Below are 15,849 nucleotides of genomic sequence, written 5' to 3'. Positions count from 1 at the left end.
TTTGACTGTGGGTTAGACGCACAAAGCTAGGAACGGAATTCCACTTTCGCACTAAATCGAACACCATCATCGTCCAGTATTAACGCCCATCCCATCCGTTCACATATGCGTTGTACGATAACAAGCCCACAACCGTAGCCGGCGTTGTACGTCTCGTTACCATCGTGACGATTCAGGATCTTAAGAGCATGACCTTTCAACTCAATTTCAATATCCCCTACACTATAGCTAAAGGCGTTTTTAATCAGATTGTTGATAACAATGGTCACAAAACTCTCTGGTGCATTCACGACACCACTATGTTGTTCGTGCAAAGAGTAATTCGAGTCTTGCTTGGCAAATAAAGGGGCCAGCTCTTCCAGTTGTTTTTGTAAACAAGTAAGAAGCGGATGCTCTCCGTAATGCTGAGGCTCTATTTTCTCTTTACCGAGCAAGAGAAACGCTTCTGTCAGTACGCGCATGTCTTCACAAGCTGACTGCATCCTCGCGATGGCTTTTTGCACGACTCGAGGTTGATCTGGAATACGCGTGAGAATGTCTGTTGAGCCTTTGATCACCATGATTGGCGTTCTCAACTCATGCGATGCAAAACGACTAAATTCTTGTTCTCGTTTGAAATAGCCCGCGATATCGTTTTTATTATCCAGCAAAGTTTGCTCTATCTGGCGTGTCTCACTGAACTTGGTTTCAACTTGGAAAGCGGGTTGATCCGGTGACATTTGGCTGATTTTGTCTTCGATTTGCGCTAGTGGTCGAGACAATATTCGCACCATATAAATGCCATACCCGACCATAACAAATGAAAATAAGCCACCGAGCAGTAGCGTAAACTGATGCAGCGAGCTTTCGTATTCGTCGAGGTAATCATCGGAGTCATCTTGAAACACAATGTACATAAGCCCCTTCCCTGAGGGGTGTTTCAATACGACAAAGTGTTTGTCTTCTTCACCAAGCAGATATTCGTAAAAACCTGGCGAAGTAAAAGAGAGCAACCAATCCGGTGTCGGTGCTTCACTCCAATATGAGTTGAACTCCAATACGTTTGGCAATGGCGCATCCCAGCCCTGTTTCTCGAAATTCTCACTATAAAGCGCAGCTTCAGTATCAAGCCAATGATGTAAACTCAGCACTTCAAGTTTGTTTTCTGCCACATAAATCAGCGACCAAAAAAGAGTAAACATCACAAGCGTCATCACCCCAAAACCCCAACGGATCTTGCGATAAATACTTGGATATTCGTTATGCTTTAAGTCGGTAACCTTGTCCATGAATAGTCTCTAATCGTGATTCTTCAAAACCTTTGTCTAACGCGGTTCTTAAACCATAAATATGGCTACGAAGTGCATCACTTCCGGGTGGTTCGTCTCCCCACACACTATCGATCACTTCTGTGCGCGAAACCGATGCTGGAGCACGTTGGAGAAGTAACTTTAAAATCTTGGTTTGAATTCGGCTCAGCTTAATTTCTTTGTCTTTTCTCGTCACTTTGCCTGTGCGCGCATCTAAACAAATGTCCGCAAACTTGAGCGTTCCAATATCTTGCCTTGGACCGCGATTAGCCAAAGCATGAACACGCAAACTAAGCTCTTCCATCGCAAATGGCTTCATTAAATAGTCATCGCCTCCCGCTTTAAATGCCGCGATTTTGTCATCTAACGTATCTTTTGCGGTTAGGAAGAGGATTGGAGTTCCACAGAGCTGATCTTGTCGAAGTTTCAGTACCGTACTAATGCCATCGAGCTTAGGCATCATGATATCCATGATGATTACATCGTAATGATTATCCTCGATTAACTTCAGTGCGGCCTCACCATGATACGCACAATCGATAATCATGCCTTCAAGCTCAAGATAGTCCGCAATCGTCTCCGAGACATTGTGGTTGTCATCTACAATTAAAATTTTCATAAAAATCACATTTCTTCACGATCTCTTCACGATATGCCCAATAAGATACAGGCAATTTCCTAAACTAGCTCGTAAATTGAGGTTAATACAATGAAAAAACTCGCTCTTATTTCTGTAGTAAGTTTGGCATTGTCTGGTTGTGGTGGTTCAGGTGGTGGCAGCAATAGCGATAGCACACCAACTCAACCAGTAGTGAAACCAAGTGTAGCGATTGGCTCTGTTGAAGCGGTCAACGCTGAAGAAAACACGTTAACCGTCAATGGATATACATACCATGTGTCTGGGGTGGTTTATGGCGATACATCAATGCAATTGGCCGATGTAGAACCAAAAATGATGGTTCAAGTAGGAACAGATGTTCGTAAAGCGTCTGACGATGGCTTCTTAGTAACACTTGAGCCAACCATTACCGGACGTGTTACAGCAATTGATTATGTGAAGAAAACATTTGCGGTAAACGGCGTAGATCTGCAGTTTGACGGTTTAAGTGATGATATAGAGATCAACGACTGGGTGATGGTGTCATCCTTGCCGACTGCGGATGCGGGTTATCGAGTGCTGTCTGTGGTCGAAATCGACGTAGATAACGATTACCCAACTCTTGAAAGCTACTACGAACTGGAAGGTCGCATTACTAGTATCGATGAAAATGCTGGCACGTTTAAGCTTGGTACAAATATAACCGTATCTTACGACAACATTAGCCAACTTAGCATCGGCCAATGGGTGGAAGTAGAAGGTGAAATGCAAAACGGCGTCTTCATGGCAAATGAGGTAGAAGTTGAAGGCTACGACGTCATAAGCAATGACAGCGATATGGAAGGCATCGTGACTTGGGTTGCAAATGATTACAGTGAGTTTTCATTAAACTACCGAGGTGCATTCTTCATCGATAACGCAACACGATTTGAAGATGGCAGCAAAGCGAACCTAAAACAAGGTCAAGAAGTGGAAGTAACGTCTGTCATGAAAAATGGCAAACGCATCGCTACCGTTATTGAGTTTGAGCAACCAGACTTTGACGATAACAACCAATGGCACGGTAAAGAATTTGAATGTGAAGGATACGTATCAAACTACGATGCTGAAGCAAGAACATTTGACATCGAGCGTTGCGAAAACGACGCAGATCAATTGCTAAACAACACTACCGTTGTGATTGATGTACAAACACGCTTCCAAGGCATCGAAGAACTTAACCTAAATGGTGCTCGTGTCGAAGTCGATGGTGTAATCATCAACGACCAAAATATTGCCCGTGAAGTGGAGTTGGACGTTTACGACAACTGATACCTTCTACGCTAAAGAAAAAGTGTCACTTCGGTGGCACTTTTTTGTTTTCACCTTACTATGCTTCCCTAGACTCAAACTAGCAAATTTCCGCGTAACTCTTTTCTCCAAATTACACTTTACCTATGTTCCACAATATTGGTGACTACTATGAAAAACGTTATCTCACTCTGCTTATCTTACTTTTAGCTTCATCCACCAGCTTAGCTAACGTGACTCCCCCTGACTGCGATGCAGAAAAAACAACCAAAACCGTTGCGAAAAAAACCGTGGTTGGTATTGGCAGTTGTTGTACACCTAAAGAAACATTGAAAGATACCGCGATTGATCCAAGAAAAGACAAACTGCCAGATGAAAGGGTGGCGGGCAAAGCTGTTGATACAACGACACAAGAAAAAAGAGAGGAAAACGGTGAAAAGACGTGACAAAAAAGCTCAATAAAAATTAACGTCTACACCATAGAGTTTGAGCGTAGAAAGCATGTTGCCGAAATAAACTGATTACTTACCTGTTGTTTGATGCCCAAGTTCAACCTTGTTTTCTCATATTCCAATACAGGACTTTGACCTCGTACTATTTTTACTACACAAGTCAATTAATTAGTAATAGTTTCTCTTAACTCTGAGACTTTGAGCCTAATGAAAAGTGCCACAACTTGCATACAAATCACTTGTCTATATTGTACAAATACAATATATGAAAAAAGGAGGTCTAACGATGGTTAGAGGTTATAGTGAGCAGACGCTAAAAACCGAACCTGTAGTTCAGTTGGCGATACTGACAGGCTTAGATGCAGATTTGAGTTTTATCAGAAACAACAGAGAAAAGGTTTTGCCTGTAATAACAGGTGTCATTTTGTATCGACAGCTCAATCGACTCGACCAAAGAAAAGTCCTTGAACAAGCACAGGCTTTAGGGAATCCGAAATTTTTCGGTAAGGTTCAAATGCTGATAGCGCAAAGTATTGCTAAGCCCATGTGGAACCCTTGGAGTCTATCAGATGGTGAGTTGCGCCAGTATTTCGATACTCATCAGGCAGTCGCAGACTTCCTTTCTACATGGTTTATCACCATCGATATTAAACTTGAGGTCGGCTTTGCAGCAGCTGTTATATACGGGCTATCAAAAGGTCAAGGGGCTGCATTGATTAAAGAAATGGCTTCTGTGCACATCGCTGAAGAGACTTTCAAGAAACTCAGCCTCTCATCAACTGCACAACGAGCTGGCGCGAGAGCATTTTTTGTAGCGGTTATTCTCGCGAGTGTACTCAAAGGCTTTAACGAGGCTGATGCGCTAGCTGCAAAGCAAGAGTTATTACGACGTAACATGCTTAGAATAGAGGATTTGTAAGCTATGTTTTGGATACTGGGTCTTTTTATCTCCTTGTTTATCATGTACTCGGATTATGCGCATTATTTCTATACCAAGCGGCACGGAAAGAAATCTAAGGTTTCTCGCTTATTAAGCTTGCTGATCACGGTAACGCTTCCTATGATTGCTACTACCGAGATTTTGAACGATCTTGGGGCAGGGAAAGTCACCTACCAAGTGTGTGTAATTTTCGTTTCGGCTTTAGTTGGTCTTCTGGTCTGTTTGTCGGAACAGTATCGTTTTAAGGCAGAAAGAGATTAGTCGTATCATGTTGTGTAGCTATCAACAAAGGCACCAAATTAGCGCCTCTTTCATTCTTGATGTATTAATAACCGATTCGGGCAGGTAAGTTTGGAGCAAATGTTTCCTCACGTGTATCCTCGATCACGCGACCGCTATTATGACTTCCTGAATGAAGCAAAATGTATCTTTCGGCTAATTTTTAACTCGCTGACTTAGAACCTTTAATCACCTGAATACGCATAGTTCATGCCCATCATTGAGCCGTCTGAACTATTCGCTGTACCATGATAGAAAATAGTTTCTGTATTGAAACATATATCCCTTGCGCGTGAATATTTAGCTGACTCGGACATATCAAATCTAGCCTCAACTGATATCCAAGTGAACTTTCAATTTGCAAGACCAGTTGTTCATAATTTATTTAAAAGTTAAAAACTAGTTAATGGCGAGCTAATACAAAAAAGAGCGCCGATTGACGCTCTTTCCGATCTCTAATTGATAACCAATTATGCGGCCTCTGTCTGACCTATCCAATGATAATGGTGGTTGGCTTTTTTACCCACTAAACCGAGCTCTGCCAATTCCTCAAACACCTTGTCTACCTCTTCCGCAGATAGCCTAAATTGTTTGGCAACGGCTTTTTTTGTGCACGTAATTTGATGCGTTTTAAGTGCATCGCTCACTTGCTCTAACAGAGTTTTCGGTTCTTTTGGCTCTTCAGGCTCCGGCGTTACTGGTATTTCTTGCGCTTCCTCCTCTTTGATATGAGGAAGATACCCCGCTGGCTCTGGATCGATATCGCGAACCGTTTTCAGTATCATGCCCTCATTTCGGCGATAGAAATGTCTGAACCGTTGCTCTTCACCAATCAGGCCGACAAAAAATGCAGCAAAGAAATCCAACAGAATCGAAAGAAATACAACCAAGCCAAGCTGAGCTTGCTGAGAGGTGGTACCAAATGCGTTGGCTAGGCTATCAATCAAACCAATCACTGAGCCTTGCGTGACCGGTGGCAAACTATCACGTTCCATAGCCAAGCGTTGCTGCTCTTCGCGTAAGGTTTTGTTTTGCTCCTGAATGCGAGTTACACCAGTCGCGATACGCTCCATCTCGATGTATTTCTGCGCTGCCATATTGTTGAGCTCAATCTGTTTATCGATTGCCGCAATTTGGCGATTAAACGCCTCCACTTTCGCCTGCTCTACCGAAATATGGCTTTGTGCGCTGTTTGTTGCACTGTTAATGCCACCAATACTACCGCCAATGGAGATCGCAGCTAAGACTAAATAAAACACGAGAGCGGTTGCCGCCCCTGTATAGTTGCGATGGGCTCGGCGCTCACCGTATTCATACCAGGCGTAGAACTTACCCGCTTCAAAAATAATCGCTAAACCACCAAATAAGGTTTGCATCATCGGGTTTTCGTCGATCGACAAAAACAGCAATAGAGAAAAAATAGTCGATGCTAAAATCGCAGCACCAGTGAATGCGTATACACTCACCATGGCAAATCGACCTTTAGGGTATCGATATCCAATCTGTTGTTCGTATTTCATTTGAGAAATTTCTTAAGATTAATCGCCCCTCCGACTAAGTAGGACGGACGTTCTGGCATGTACAAAGGAGCGCAGAATACCGTATCCTTTATTAAATTACTGTCATAATTCCGTTAATGGAAAACAAGTGAAGATTCGGTGTGCATTTTGAATCGATATCAGCCAAATCTAGCACGTAAAAACACCACCACGACACCCACTAACCGAAGCTTCAGTGACATATAAGAGAGATTAATTCGGTATCTTCAAAAGCGACGAGACAAGACTGACAAGTTGAATTGGAGGTTGTGAATGCCAGCCGAATCAAGACATTAAAGCGTTAATAACAGGCAATAAAACAAATAATGCACACTTGCATCACCTTTTAGTAAACTGATAATTACATTGTTTGGTTAATTTGTTAGTATCCCGCGCCGAAGAAGATAAGCACTCAATTGTATGGAAAACACTCTAATACAGCATAAACACCATCGCTTGCACGCTATTGCGGTTATTATCGCGGTGTTGTTTCAGTTGTATTTAGCGTCCACAGCGACTCTTAACCCAACACAAGTTCACAACACAACATGGCTTAACAACGTTCAAAGTGAAAAGGTCTTACTGTGTACCGCAGATGGTTTCAAATGGGTGGATATCAATACGCTGATTGAAGCTAACGCTCAACCTTCTTCTACGCTCATTCAAGATCTTAATTTACATGAAGGCTTTCAGTTTGAATGTCCGCTTCTACAAGCGGTTCAATTCTTTCTTTTGGTTGCGATTGGGCTATACCTGACTACCATCCATTGGCAGCGCCGAGTCAAGAAAGCTCTGACGCCTTACCGATTTTCAAAATGCGATAAGCTCGTTTACAAACACATCGCGCCTAAGCACTCTCCGCCGAGTGTTTTTCCTGCCTAACAGGCATCTAATCATTAACAACTTTATTCAAAAATAACGATGACTCTGTTTGTTGTCCATTCAGAGAAGCTATTCATTCAAAAGGAAAAACACATGCTTAAATCATTTAAAACCGCCGCTATCGCGCTTATTGCTGTCATCGCTAGCCCACTGAGTTTAGCGCACGATTATGAAGCAGGAAAAATTCATATCGACCATCCATGGAGCCGCGAAGCGCCACCAAACGCACCTGTTATCGGTGGTTTTTTTCAATTAACCAACCACGGTAACAGTGAAGATGCATTGATCGCAGCAGAAAGCCCAATCGCAGGACATGTCGAAATTCACACGCATAAGAAAGAAGATGGTGTGATGAAAATGATTAAGATTGACGAAGTGCGCGTTCCAGCCAATGACTCAGTGTTGTTTAAGCCAGGCAGCTTCCATTTAATGATTTTCAATCCAATACAAGTGCTCAAAGAAGGTGACCGCTTCCCTATGACGTTAACATTCAAAAACGCGGGTAAAGTGGAAGTAGAAATGGCGGTTGAAAAACAAGGTCACATGGAAAAACACATGCACCATTAATGACGTAAACAAAAATGCCCGCTGATTTAGCGGGCATTTTTATTTCAGCTTAGTAGAAATCATTATTCCGATAGATCATAACCCGATTCTTCAGAATAATGGCAGCTAGTAGCGCTTAGCGAGACGAAGTCATATACATAACCGCATGCTCGGACAATAGATTCTGAATCACGCTCGTCCCTCATTGTTCAGAATGACATTGAAAGATTTAAGAACCCTAACAAGGTTCCCTACTCGCATGAAACTCAATCTCTCAGCGAAGTCATAAATTTGGTAACAATGCCCATAGCGCAATTAGTTTTCTTTCTACTTGAAACAGACCTCAGCCCAACGAGCTAGGCCAGCAGTTACCGAGCCAAAATAATTTCCACTGACGACCGGAATATTTGGCAGTACGGTTTGCACCGCATCGCGCAAGATTGGCGAGCGTGCCGAACCACCAGTCATAAAGATAGCATCGGGTTTCACCCCAGCTTGCTCTACCGCTTCTGTCACCAACGCTGTCATTTTATTCTTCGGCGACTGAATCGCCTCGATCATTTCGTCTCGTTGCACATCGACTTCAATCAGTTCTGACAGTAAGTTGATGCCAGTTCGGTAAGAAGCTTGTTCTGAAAGCGCCACTTTCGCTTCTTCGGCACGGCGAACAATGTTGTAGCCTAAAGACTCATGATACACTTCTAGCAAACGAGCAAGCTTTTCTGGCTCTTGAGCCTGCTTTTGAAGCAACTTCAACGCGAATAGGTTCTCTCGCGAATAGAAATCACTCTGCGCTTCTACATTGTTGATTGCTATCGGGTTCCAAAATTGGGTGGTCGGCATCACAATACCTGACTCCATTTTGCTTTCCATGCCAAACGGGAACATGAGCTGCTTAAATGCTAACGCGATATCAAGATCATTCCCGCCGACGCGCTGGCCACTATGAGCTAACAAGCTTGCGGTCCTATCCGCTTTGCCACGCCAAGACGGCCCCATTTGAATCAACGAGCAGTCCGTTGTACCACCGCCAATATCGACCACTAGAATCGTTTTGTCTTCGCTGAGTGTCGCTTCATACTCTAGGCCCGCCGCGACAGGCTCAAACTGAAACTCCACATTTTGGAAGCCCGCACGTTTCGCTGCCCGCAACAAAATGCTTTCAGCCTGAATGTTAGCCGTTTCACCGCCACGCCCATGGAAGTTAATTGGCCGGCCGATAACAGCATCGGTAATACTTTGCTGCGCATCGTTTTCGGCTTGCGACTTAATATTGTCCATCATCGCGCAGACAAGATCTTCGAAGAAAGCCAATTGCACGTCACGCAAGCCAGAAGCGCCAAGAAAAGACTTCGGCGACTTTACGTAATAGATATCACGAGGATCTTCCAAATAGAGATTAAGCGCCGCCTGACCAAATGCAATGTCGTCAGATTCGAGATCAATACTTTCTTCTCTGTTTAAATTGATTGCCCGGCGTAAAACCTGCTCACCAACTTGATCTAATGGTTTAATATCTCGATGGCGAAATAAGTGCTCGGATACCGATTCACGAGTCGGTGCAGCAAGGGTGGAAGGAATAAATGGACTGCTCCCTTCTAGGTTAAGCATTACTGGCTCACCCGATTCCATTTTTGCCACTGAACAGTTTGCAGTGCCATAGTCAAAGCCGATAAACATAGTTCCTCCCACTAATAAGGGCCTGTAGACCGTTAAAAAGCCGGCAATGCTAACTTAATGGCATAGGAATTACTATCCTAAAATCGTGTGTAATTTAACGTGGCAAGTCTATCTAAGGTTTATTGCTCTCTTTTTTCATAGATGGCAAAACAACCGCAACCAATAACGCTAATAATAAGAATACAGGAGTAAGCGTTAATCCGTGCCAGATCGAATAACCGTCATGGAACAACCAGAAAATACCAACAGTCAAGAGATACGCAAAGTAACTGCAAAACACTAAGCTAATCGCAACAAAGCGCGTTCGATTGATAATAAGAATCCGCACTAGATACTGACTAAGAATACCAGAACAGTGCATGGCAAGCTGCCAATTGATGATAAAGAAAGCAAGCGCAATAAACCCTGCAACCACTAGTGAATCGTGAGTATTTAAAATAAAGTAGCTACCAAATCGGCTTATGATGATCGGGTAATCCCCTTCATATACTGTTGACCAAGATATCGCATTTGCTGCTGCAATATAATTCGCAAAATAAGCGATGGCGTAAAAAGTCGTTTGAGAGCTGAACGGCTGAAATACATCCGTACAATATCCTCGCCATTCTTCTTTGTTGGCGGTAGGTCCAACCCAGTTACGTTTTTGATGAGCGACGCGTTCGGCGAATGCAGGTCCGTTGCGAAACAACAACCAAAATATATACAGTGAAAGTATGACCAAGAGTATCGAAAACATACCCTTCCCCCTCAGAAATTATCGGCTCCACTGCCAATGGCGTTGGGGTCGTAAACTGCACTTCCCTGCTATACCTATTTCATTTATCTGAACTTATTATTTTATTGCTGCCAAAACTTATTTAACGACATGCTAAACAGAAACATGGTCTCACTGATGCTTAAGCCCAAAAGCCTACTTGTAGGTTTAGCACACAAAAACAGGGGATGCAGAATGGAGAAAAGGAAACCGCGACTTATTAACGAACATGAAGACGCTAACTTGCTACGGTGACCGCGATGAGGGGAGAAGCATTCAAAGCGGTCATACATACGGGAGGAACAACTATTTCTCTAGCTTCTCTTCAAATACACCAATCTCTCTACCCAGCCAAATCGCGCGTTCCGTATGATCGAGCAACTCTTCTTCACTCACAGGATGGATAAGCACAGAAAAATCACCTCGAATCGTATCGAGCCAAGCCAAAAACTCTTCACTCAATGACTCTAGGTGAATTTCAAACATCGGCATTTTATGTGGGCCAACCAATCTTCCAACCAAAGGAAACACACGCAGCACATCTTGACGCTCTTGACGGATGATCTCGTTCAAGGCTTGCGCTTTATCTTGTTCTCTTAAAGGAAAATAAACATGAGCGTGATACATAATTTCTCCATAATCACTTCGACTTGAGCGCCATCTACTGCTGATAAGCTCAAGGACCGCCGAGGGTATACATTTGTAATGCCGTCACCCTACCCTGATTCCACTCTGTTGGGAAGAAGTTATGTATTCTCATAAGGCCGGAGTTTCGGGCACAACAAAAAATCTCAATACAACACATAACAACTACTTGAGTTGATTCATTAATAATGACTCACTTTGTCAAATTTTACAGCCAAATTTTGTTGCAAATATGTTTCATTCAATAGCAATTAAATTCGAGTTTAAAAATGCCAGCAATTAAAAATCAGCATATTACTCTACAAAATCAGGGTGTAAGCAAAACTTTACTACTGATCAAAAGTCAAAATGAAGCACAATTTAACAATTTGTTTACACTTATTGTATCTGGCTATACCACGATTTAGTTAGAGGGTTAGATGCAGAAAAATGTTTCTCTGTGTCTTGCGATGAAATAGCCGCAGCGGTGTTATCGAAAAATAGTTTAAAGGACGTACAGATGCCTACAGCTATAGAAAACACAAGCAACCTTAGGTATGGCCTTTGCGCTGATATCAGAGTTTGAGTACCCATACAAACTCTGGTTTGATATGAACAGCTGCAGTCCAAAAGACACGCAGCGTCAAAAGGAGCTTGAGATGAACGTTCAGGCATTACCCATGCATCGGTTTATCGACCATCATGGGGACCTAGTCGGCCAACTACCCAACTGGGCTGACACTGAAACTTTGGTCGGGTTTTACCGAGACATGGTATTAACTCGCACTTACGACAACAAAGCCGTTGCGTTGCAACGCACCGGCAAGTTAGGGACCTACCCTTCGCACCTAGGTGCTGAAGCCATCGGCATTGCGGTCGGTAGAGCGCTGAAAGCCGATGATGTATTTGTCCCTTATTATCGCGATATGCCTGCAATGTGGTGTCGTGGTATTGGCATGGAGAAGAATCTTCAATACTGGGGCGGTGATGAGCGCGGTAGTGATTTTGCTCCTGAGGGCAGCCCAATTCCTAGCCGAGATCTTCCATTCTGTGTTCCCATTGCGACGCAATGTACACACGCTGTCGGGGTGGCTTCCGCATTGAAAATTCAAGGTAACCATGAAGCTGCGCTAGTCATGTGTGGCGATGGCGGTACCTCCAAAGGGGATTTTCTAGAGTCAATAAACTGTGCGGGTGCTTGGAATATTCCACTTGTTTTCGTTGTGAATAACAACCAATGGGCAATTTCAGTGCCGCGTAGCCTTCAATGTGCTGCCGATTTCTTATCAGAAAAAGCGCAAGGCGCTGGTATACCGGGCATTACGGTAGATGGTAACGATGTCGTCGCCGTTTATGATGCAACCAAGACCGCACTTGAGAGAGCGAGAAAAGGGAAAGGCGCAACACTCATCGAAGCGGTCAGTTACCGATTAAGTGACCACACTACTGCCGATGATGCGACTCGTTATCGTAAAGAGGACGATGTTCAAACCGCATGGCAATACGAACCTATAGCACGTCTTAAAACGTATCTCCTTAATCAAGGAGCTTGGAGCGATGAACAAGAGCAACAATGGCTAGAATACTGCAAGGAACAAGTGGAACTGGCAGTTGAGCGCTACCTCAGCTTACCGTCACAAGCACCAGAAACTGGGTTCGATTATTTGTATGAATCGCTTCCCCAAGAGCTTCACGCTCAAAGAGATGAGCTCATCAACAAAGCAGTGCGAATGCAGGGAGGCAAACATGGCTGAACTAACGTTAGTTGAAGCAGTAAACCTCGCTCTGCACCACGAAATGCAACAAGACCAAAATGTTGTCGTGTTAGGTGAGGACGTAGGTGATAATGGTGGCGTATTCCGTGCCACCGTAGGGCTCAAACAAGAGTTTGGTCTCAAACGAGTGATCGATACGCCACTCGCTGAAGCGTTAATCGGCGGTGTTGCGGTCGGCATGGCAACGCAAGGATTACGACCTGTCGCCGAATTTCAATTTCAAGGTTTCGTTTTTCCTGCAATGGAGCACTTAATGTGCCACGCGGCACGCATGCGTAACCGAACTCGCGGTCGCCTCACTTGCCCTGCGGTTTTTCGTGCGCCATTTGGTGGCGGTATTCACGCTCCAGAGCATCACTCAGAAAGTGTAGAGGCGCTATTTGCGCACACTGCTGGCTTTAAAGTAGTGATTCCTTCTTCACCTCAACGCGCATACGGCCTGCTTCTCGCCGCGATTCGAAGTAATGATCCTGTCATGTTCTTCGAACCGAAACGCATTTATCGAACCGTAAAATCTGAAGTCGTTGATAATGGCGAAGCACTTCCACTCGACACCTGCTTCACCTTACGTAAGGGGCGAGATATCACGCTTGTTACTTGGGGCGCATGCGTCGTAGAGTCACTTCAAGCCGCACAGACCTTATCTAGTCAAGGGATTGAAGTCGAGGTGATTGATTTGGCGAGCATTAAGCCAATTGATACCGCAACGATTTTCAGCTCACTAGAAAAAACCGGACGTTTACTCGTTGTTCATGAAGCGAGTAAAACTTGTGGTGTGGGCTCTGAGCTTTTAGCTCGAACAGCCGAACACGCCATGTGCTTACTAAAAGCCCCACCTAAACGAGTAACTGGAATGGACACCATTATGCCTTATTACCGTAACGAAGATTATTTCATGGTTCAGGAAGAAGACATTGTGACCGCAGCGCGCGAACTCGTGGAGGATTGGAAATGAAGACGTTTAACTTACCCGATCTCGGCGAAGGCCTCGCTGAATCAGAAATTGTAAAATGGCACGTTAATGTCGGTGACATGGTTAAGTTGGATCAAGTGATCTTAACTGTCGAGACAGCAAAAGCGACGGTCGACGTTCCCGCCCCCTACTCAGGCCGTGTAGTCAGCCGCCATGGGGAAGAAGGTGATATCGTCAATATTGGCGCATTGCTACTCGAAATTGACGAAACTGGCGCAGAGCGGGGGGCAACAGTAGAGAAAAAAGAGACCGCTGACGCCGCGACCGTTGTCGGCAACGTTTCTCATCAAGCGCATCACGTTAACGTCGATGACTTCTGGATTGGAGGCAATCACAACACGACTGAGAGTAATCTAGTTACTGCTCTACCGTCGGCTCGTCTATTGGCACAAAAACTTGGGGTAGATCTTAATCTCGTGTCAGGCAGTGGTCCAAACGGTCTTATCGTTGATGCCGACATTTACGACGAAGCCGGAAAACAGCGTCCGGGCACAGAAGTATTGAAAGGCGCTCGACGCACCATGGTGTCGTCGATGACTGAGTCACACGAGCACGTTGCTGCCGTGACCATTACAGAAGAAGCATTGCTGGAAGACTGGCTGCCGAACGAAGACATCAGTATCCGCCTAGTTCAAGCGATTGTTCATGCATGTCAGGAAGAGCCCGCTTTAAATGCTTGGTTTGATGCAGAAACCATGACGCGTTGCGTGCACAATACTGTTAACCTTGGTATTGCTGTAGATAGCCGTCATGGCTTGTACGTACCCGTATTGCGCCACGCAGATGAATACGAGCCACAAGATGTTCGTCGTTGGCTCGATCAAACTGTTGAAGGGATCAGAGAGAGAAAAATCGGTCGAGAGCAATTACAGCACGCGACGATTACGCTTTCCAACTTCGGGGCGATTGCTGGCATTTACGCGACACCTGTCGTCACACCTCCGCAAGTCGCTATTGTTGGTGCTGGTCGAATACTCGACCGAGTGGTGATAAGAAATGGTCAAGCAATTTCGGTGAAAGCAATGCCGCTATCCGTAACGTTTGATCATCGCGCTTGTACTGGTGGTGAAGCAGCAAGGTTTACTAAAGTGCTTGCAGAACACCTGCAACGCCCGAGCGAAAAGTAACTGGTAAAAACCAAATGATAAAGGCTTCCAGTTCGGAAGCCTTTTGTTTGAGAGAACAGATTATATCTACAGCTTCTCTAGCAACTCCGGCATCACCTCAAATAAATCGCCGACCAACCCATAGTCAGCGATGTCAAAAATAGGCGCATCGGGATCGCTGTTAATTGCGACAATCACCTTTGAGTCTTTCATTCCCGCTAAATGTTGAATAGCACCAGAAATTCCGACGGCAATGTATAATTCAGGTGCAACAATTTTACCGGTTTGCCCGACTTGATGGTCATTAGACACATAACCCGCATCGACCGCCGCTCGGGACGCTCCTACCGCTCCACCTAGCTTGTCAGCCAATTGTTCGACTAAAGCAAACTTCTCTTTACTCCCGAATGCACGACCACCCGATACCACCACTCTAGCCGCTGGCAATTCTGGTCGCTTACTTTCTGGCGTTTGCTGCGAAATAAACTCACTAAGTTTGTTGATAATCACTGTATCGACTTGAGTAACCTTAGGGGCAACTGGTGTGTCTGACAGATCTAGGGCATCAAAAGCCGTACTTCGTATGGTCATCACTTTAAAGGGATCATTCGACGCGACTCTCGCCAATGCATTCCCGGCATAAATTGGACGAATCACCGTATCGATAGACTCGATGGTCATCACGTCCGAAAGTTGCCCTACATCGAGCAACGCCGCCACGCGAGGCATCACATTCTTACCAAACGTACTGGCAGGAGAAAGAATGTGTGAGTAATTTTTGGCTACTTGTGAGATCAAAGGGGCGATATTTTCCGCTAACCCATGCTCGTATTCCTTCGCGTCAACCCAGATAATTTCTGCAACGCCCTTAACGCACTTCAACTCATCCAAAACCGATTGGCACTGATAACCAATAAGCAATACAGAAATAGGAAGCGATTTAGCATCATCCTTGATATCAAATGCCGCTTTAATTGCACACAGCGTCCCTACAGCCAACGACTGGTTGTCATGTTCCGCAATGACAAGTGTTGCTAATGGTCGGTCATCCATGGTCATGCCTCGTATAACACGTCAGATCCATTACTTGAGCTTAGTTCACTTCACGTTAACGTCAACTGAG

16 protein-coding genes are annotated in these 15,849 nt (G+C 44.6%); 9 read left to right on the top strand and 7 right to left on the bottom strand.

From position 1 onward, the window contains the following. Positions 1–26: 26 nt before the first annotated feature. Together J8Z23_RS16545 and J8Z23_RS16540 are read right to left on the bottom strand one after the other, a co-directional pair. Positions 27–1,268: a sensor histidine kinase gene (locus J8Z23_RS16545; protein WP_301660092.1), complete on the bottom strand. Its 1,242-nt coding sequence runs from the start codon at positions 1,266–1,268 to the stop codon at positions 27–29. Further along, on the bottom strand, positions 1,240–1,908 hold the full coding sequence (locus J8Z23_RS16540; protein ID WP_434635552.1) for a response regulator transcription factor: 669 nt from the start codon (positions 1,906–1,908) through the stop codon (positions 1,240–1,242). Before J8Z23_RS16540 ends, J8Z23_RS16545 begins: the two co-directional genes overlap by 29 nt. A gap of 90 nt (positions 1,909–1,998) precedes the next feature. Between J8Z23_RS16540 and J8Z23_RS16535 the strand changes: the two genes are divergently transcribed. The 4 genes from J8Z23_RS16535 (at position 1,999) to J8Z23_RS16520 (ending at position 4,830) form a co-directional block, all read left to right on the top strand. Beyond that, entirely contained in the window at positions 1,999–3,198 is a 1,200-nt protein-coding gene (locus J8Z23_RS16535) for a DUF5666 domain-containing protein (protein WP_434635551.1), read from the top strand. A gap of 125 nt (positions 3,199–3,323) precedes the next feature. Then, complete coding sequence (locus J8Z23_RS16530; RefSeq protein WP_145472013.1) at positions 3,324–3,623, top strand: hypothetical protein; 300 nt, start codon at positions 3,324–3,326, stop codon at positions 3,621–3,623. Positions 3,624–3,894: 271 nt separating this feature from the next. Then, complete coding sequence (locus J8Z23_RS16525) at positions 3,895–4,548, top strand: hypothetical protein (RefSeq protein WP_301661141.1); 654 nt, start codon at positions 3,895–3,897, stop codon at positions 4,546–4,548. Positions 4,549–4,551: 3 nt separating this feature from the next. Beyond that, positions 4,552–4,830 (top strand): hypothetical protein, encoded by a 279-nt coding sequence (locus tag J8Z23_RS16520; RefSeq protein ID WP_046875328.1) that lies wholly within the window; start codon positions 4,552–4,554, stop codon positions 4,828–4,830. Between the two features lie 488 nt (positions 4,831–5,318). On the opposite strand, the gene J8Z23_RS16515 is transcribed toward J8Z23_RS16520, so the two are convergent. Further along, positions 5,319–6,368: a Preprotein translocase subunit SecY gene (locus tag J8Z23_RS16515; RefSeq protein ID WP_164665698.1), complete on the bottom strand. Its 1,050-nt coding sequence runs from the start codon at positions 6,366–6,368 to the stop codon at positions 5,319–5,321. Positions 6,369–6,806: 438 nt separating this feature from the next. Here J8Z23_RS16515 and J8Z23_RS16510 point away from each other — a divergent pair, with 438 nt between their 5' ends. Then, positions 6,807–7,268 (top strand): hypothetical protein, encoded by a 462-nt coding sequence (locus J8Z23_RS16510; RefSeq protein ID WP_054868028.1) that lies wholly within the window; start codon positions 6,807–6,809, stop codon positions 7,266–7,268. Positions 7,269–7,361: 93 nt separating this feature from the next. After that, positions 7,362–7,835 (top strand): copper chaperone PCu(A)C, encoded by a 474-nt coding sequence (locus J8Z23_RS16505; protein WP_258661243.1) that lies wholly within the window; start codon positions 7,362–7,364, stop codon positions 7,833–7,835. A 306-nt stretch (positions 7,836–8,141) separates the two neighbouring features. On the opposite strand, the gene yegD is transcribed toward J8Z23_RS16505, so the two are convergent. From yegD to J8Z23_RS16490, 3 genes are all read right to left on the bottom strand, one after another. Then, positions 8,142–9,494 (bottom strand): molecular chaperone, encoded by a 1,353-nt coding sequence (gene yegD, locus J8Z23_RS16500; protein ID WP_395197363.1) that lies wholly within the window; start codon positions 9,492–9,494, stop codon positions 8,142–8,144. A gap of 112 nt (positions 9,495–9,606) precedes the next feature. Then, complete coding sequence (locus tag J8Z23_RS16495) at positions 9,607–10,230, bottom strand: hypothetical protein (protein WP_005395624.1); 624 nt, start codon at positions 10,228–10,230, stop codon at positions 9,607–9,609. 324 nt (positions 10,231–10,554) lie between these two features. After that, a complete protein-coding gene (locus tag J8Z23_RS16490; protein WP_005375836.1) occupies positions 10,555–10,875 on the bottom strand; it encodes a DOPA 4,5-dioxygenase family protein in 321 nt (106 codons plus the stop codon). Positions 10,876–11,531: 656 nt separating this feature from the next. Here J8Z23_RS16490 and pdhA point away from each other — a divergent pair. From pdhA to J8Z23_RS16475, 3 genes are read left to right on the top strand one after another with little or no spacing between them, the layout of a single operon-like run. Further along, positions 11,532–12,626 (top strand): pyruvate dehydrogenase (acetyl-transferring) E1 component subunit alpha, encoded by a 1,095-nt coding sequence (pdhA, locus tag J8Z23_RS16485; RefSeq protein WP_434635549.1) that lies wholly within the window; start codon positions 11,532–11,534, stop codon positions 12,624–12,626. After that, complete coding sequence (locus J8Z23_RS16480; RefSeq protein ID WP_005395620.1) at positions 12,619–13,602, top strand: alpha-ketoacid dehydrogenase subunit beta; 984 nt, start codon at positions 12,619–12,621, stop codon at positions 13,600–13,602. Before pdhA ends, J8Z23_RS16480 begins: the two co-directional genes overlap by 8 nt. Continuing rightward, entirely contained in the window at positions 13,599–14,747 is a 1,149-nt protein-coding gene (locus tag J8Z23_RS16475) for a dihydrolipoamide acetyltransferase family protein (RefSeq protein ID WP_047009272.1), read from the top strand. Before J8Z23_RS16480 ends, J8Z23_RS16475 begins: the two co-directional genes overlap by 4 nt. 66 nt (positions 14,748–14,813) lie before the next feature. Here the strand turns inward: J8Z23_RS16475 and J8Z23_RS16470 are convergent, their stop codons facing one another. Continuing rightward, positions 14,814–15,779 (bottom strand): electron transfer flavoprotein subunit alpha/FixB family protein, encoded by a 966-nt coding sequence (locus J8Z23_RS16470; protein ID WP_434635548.1) that lies wholly within the window; start codon positions 15,777–15,779, stop codon positions 14,814–14,816. Between the last annotated feature and the right edge of the window lie 70 nt (positions 15,780–15,849).

Origin of the sequence: Vibrio sp. SCSIO 43086 (genome assembly GCF_051132235.1) — a bacterium.
Lineage (GTDB): Bacteria > Pseudomonadota > Gammaproteobacteria > Enterobacterales > Vibrionaceae > Vibrio > Vibrio diabolicus.
The sequence above is the reverse complement of the archived record's forward strand: the minus strand, read 5'-3'. Positions and strand labels throughout refer to the sequence as shown.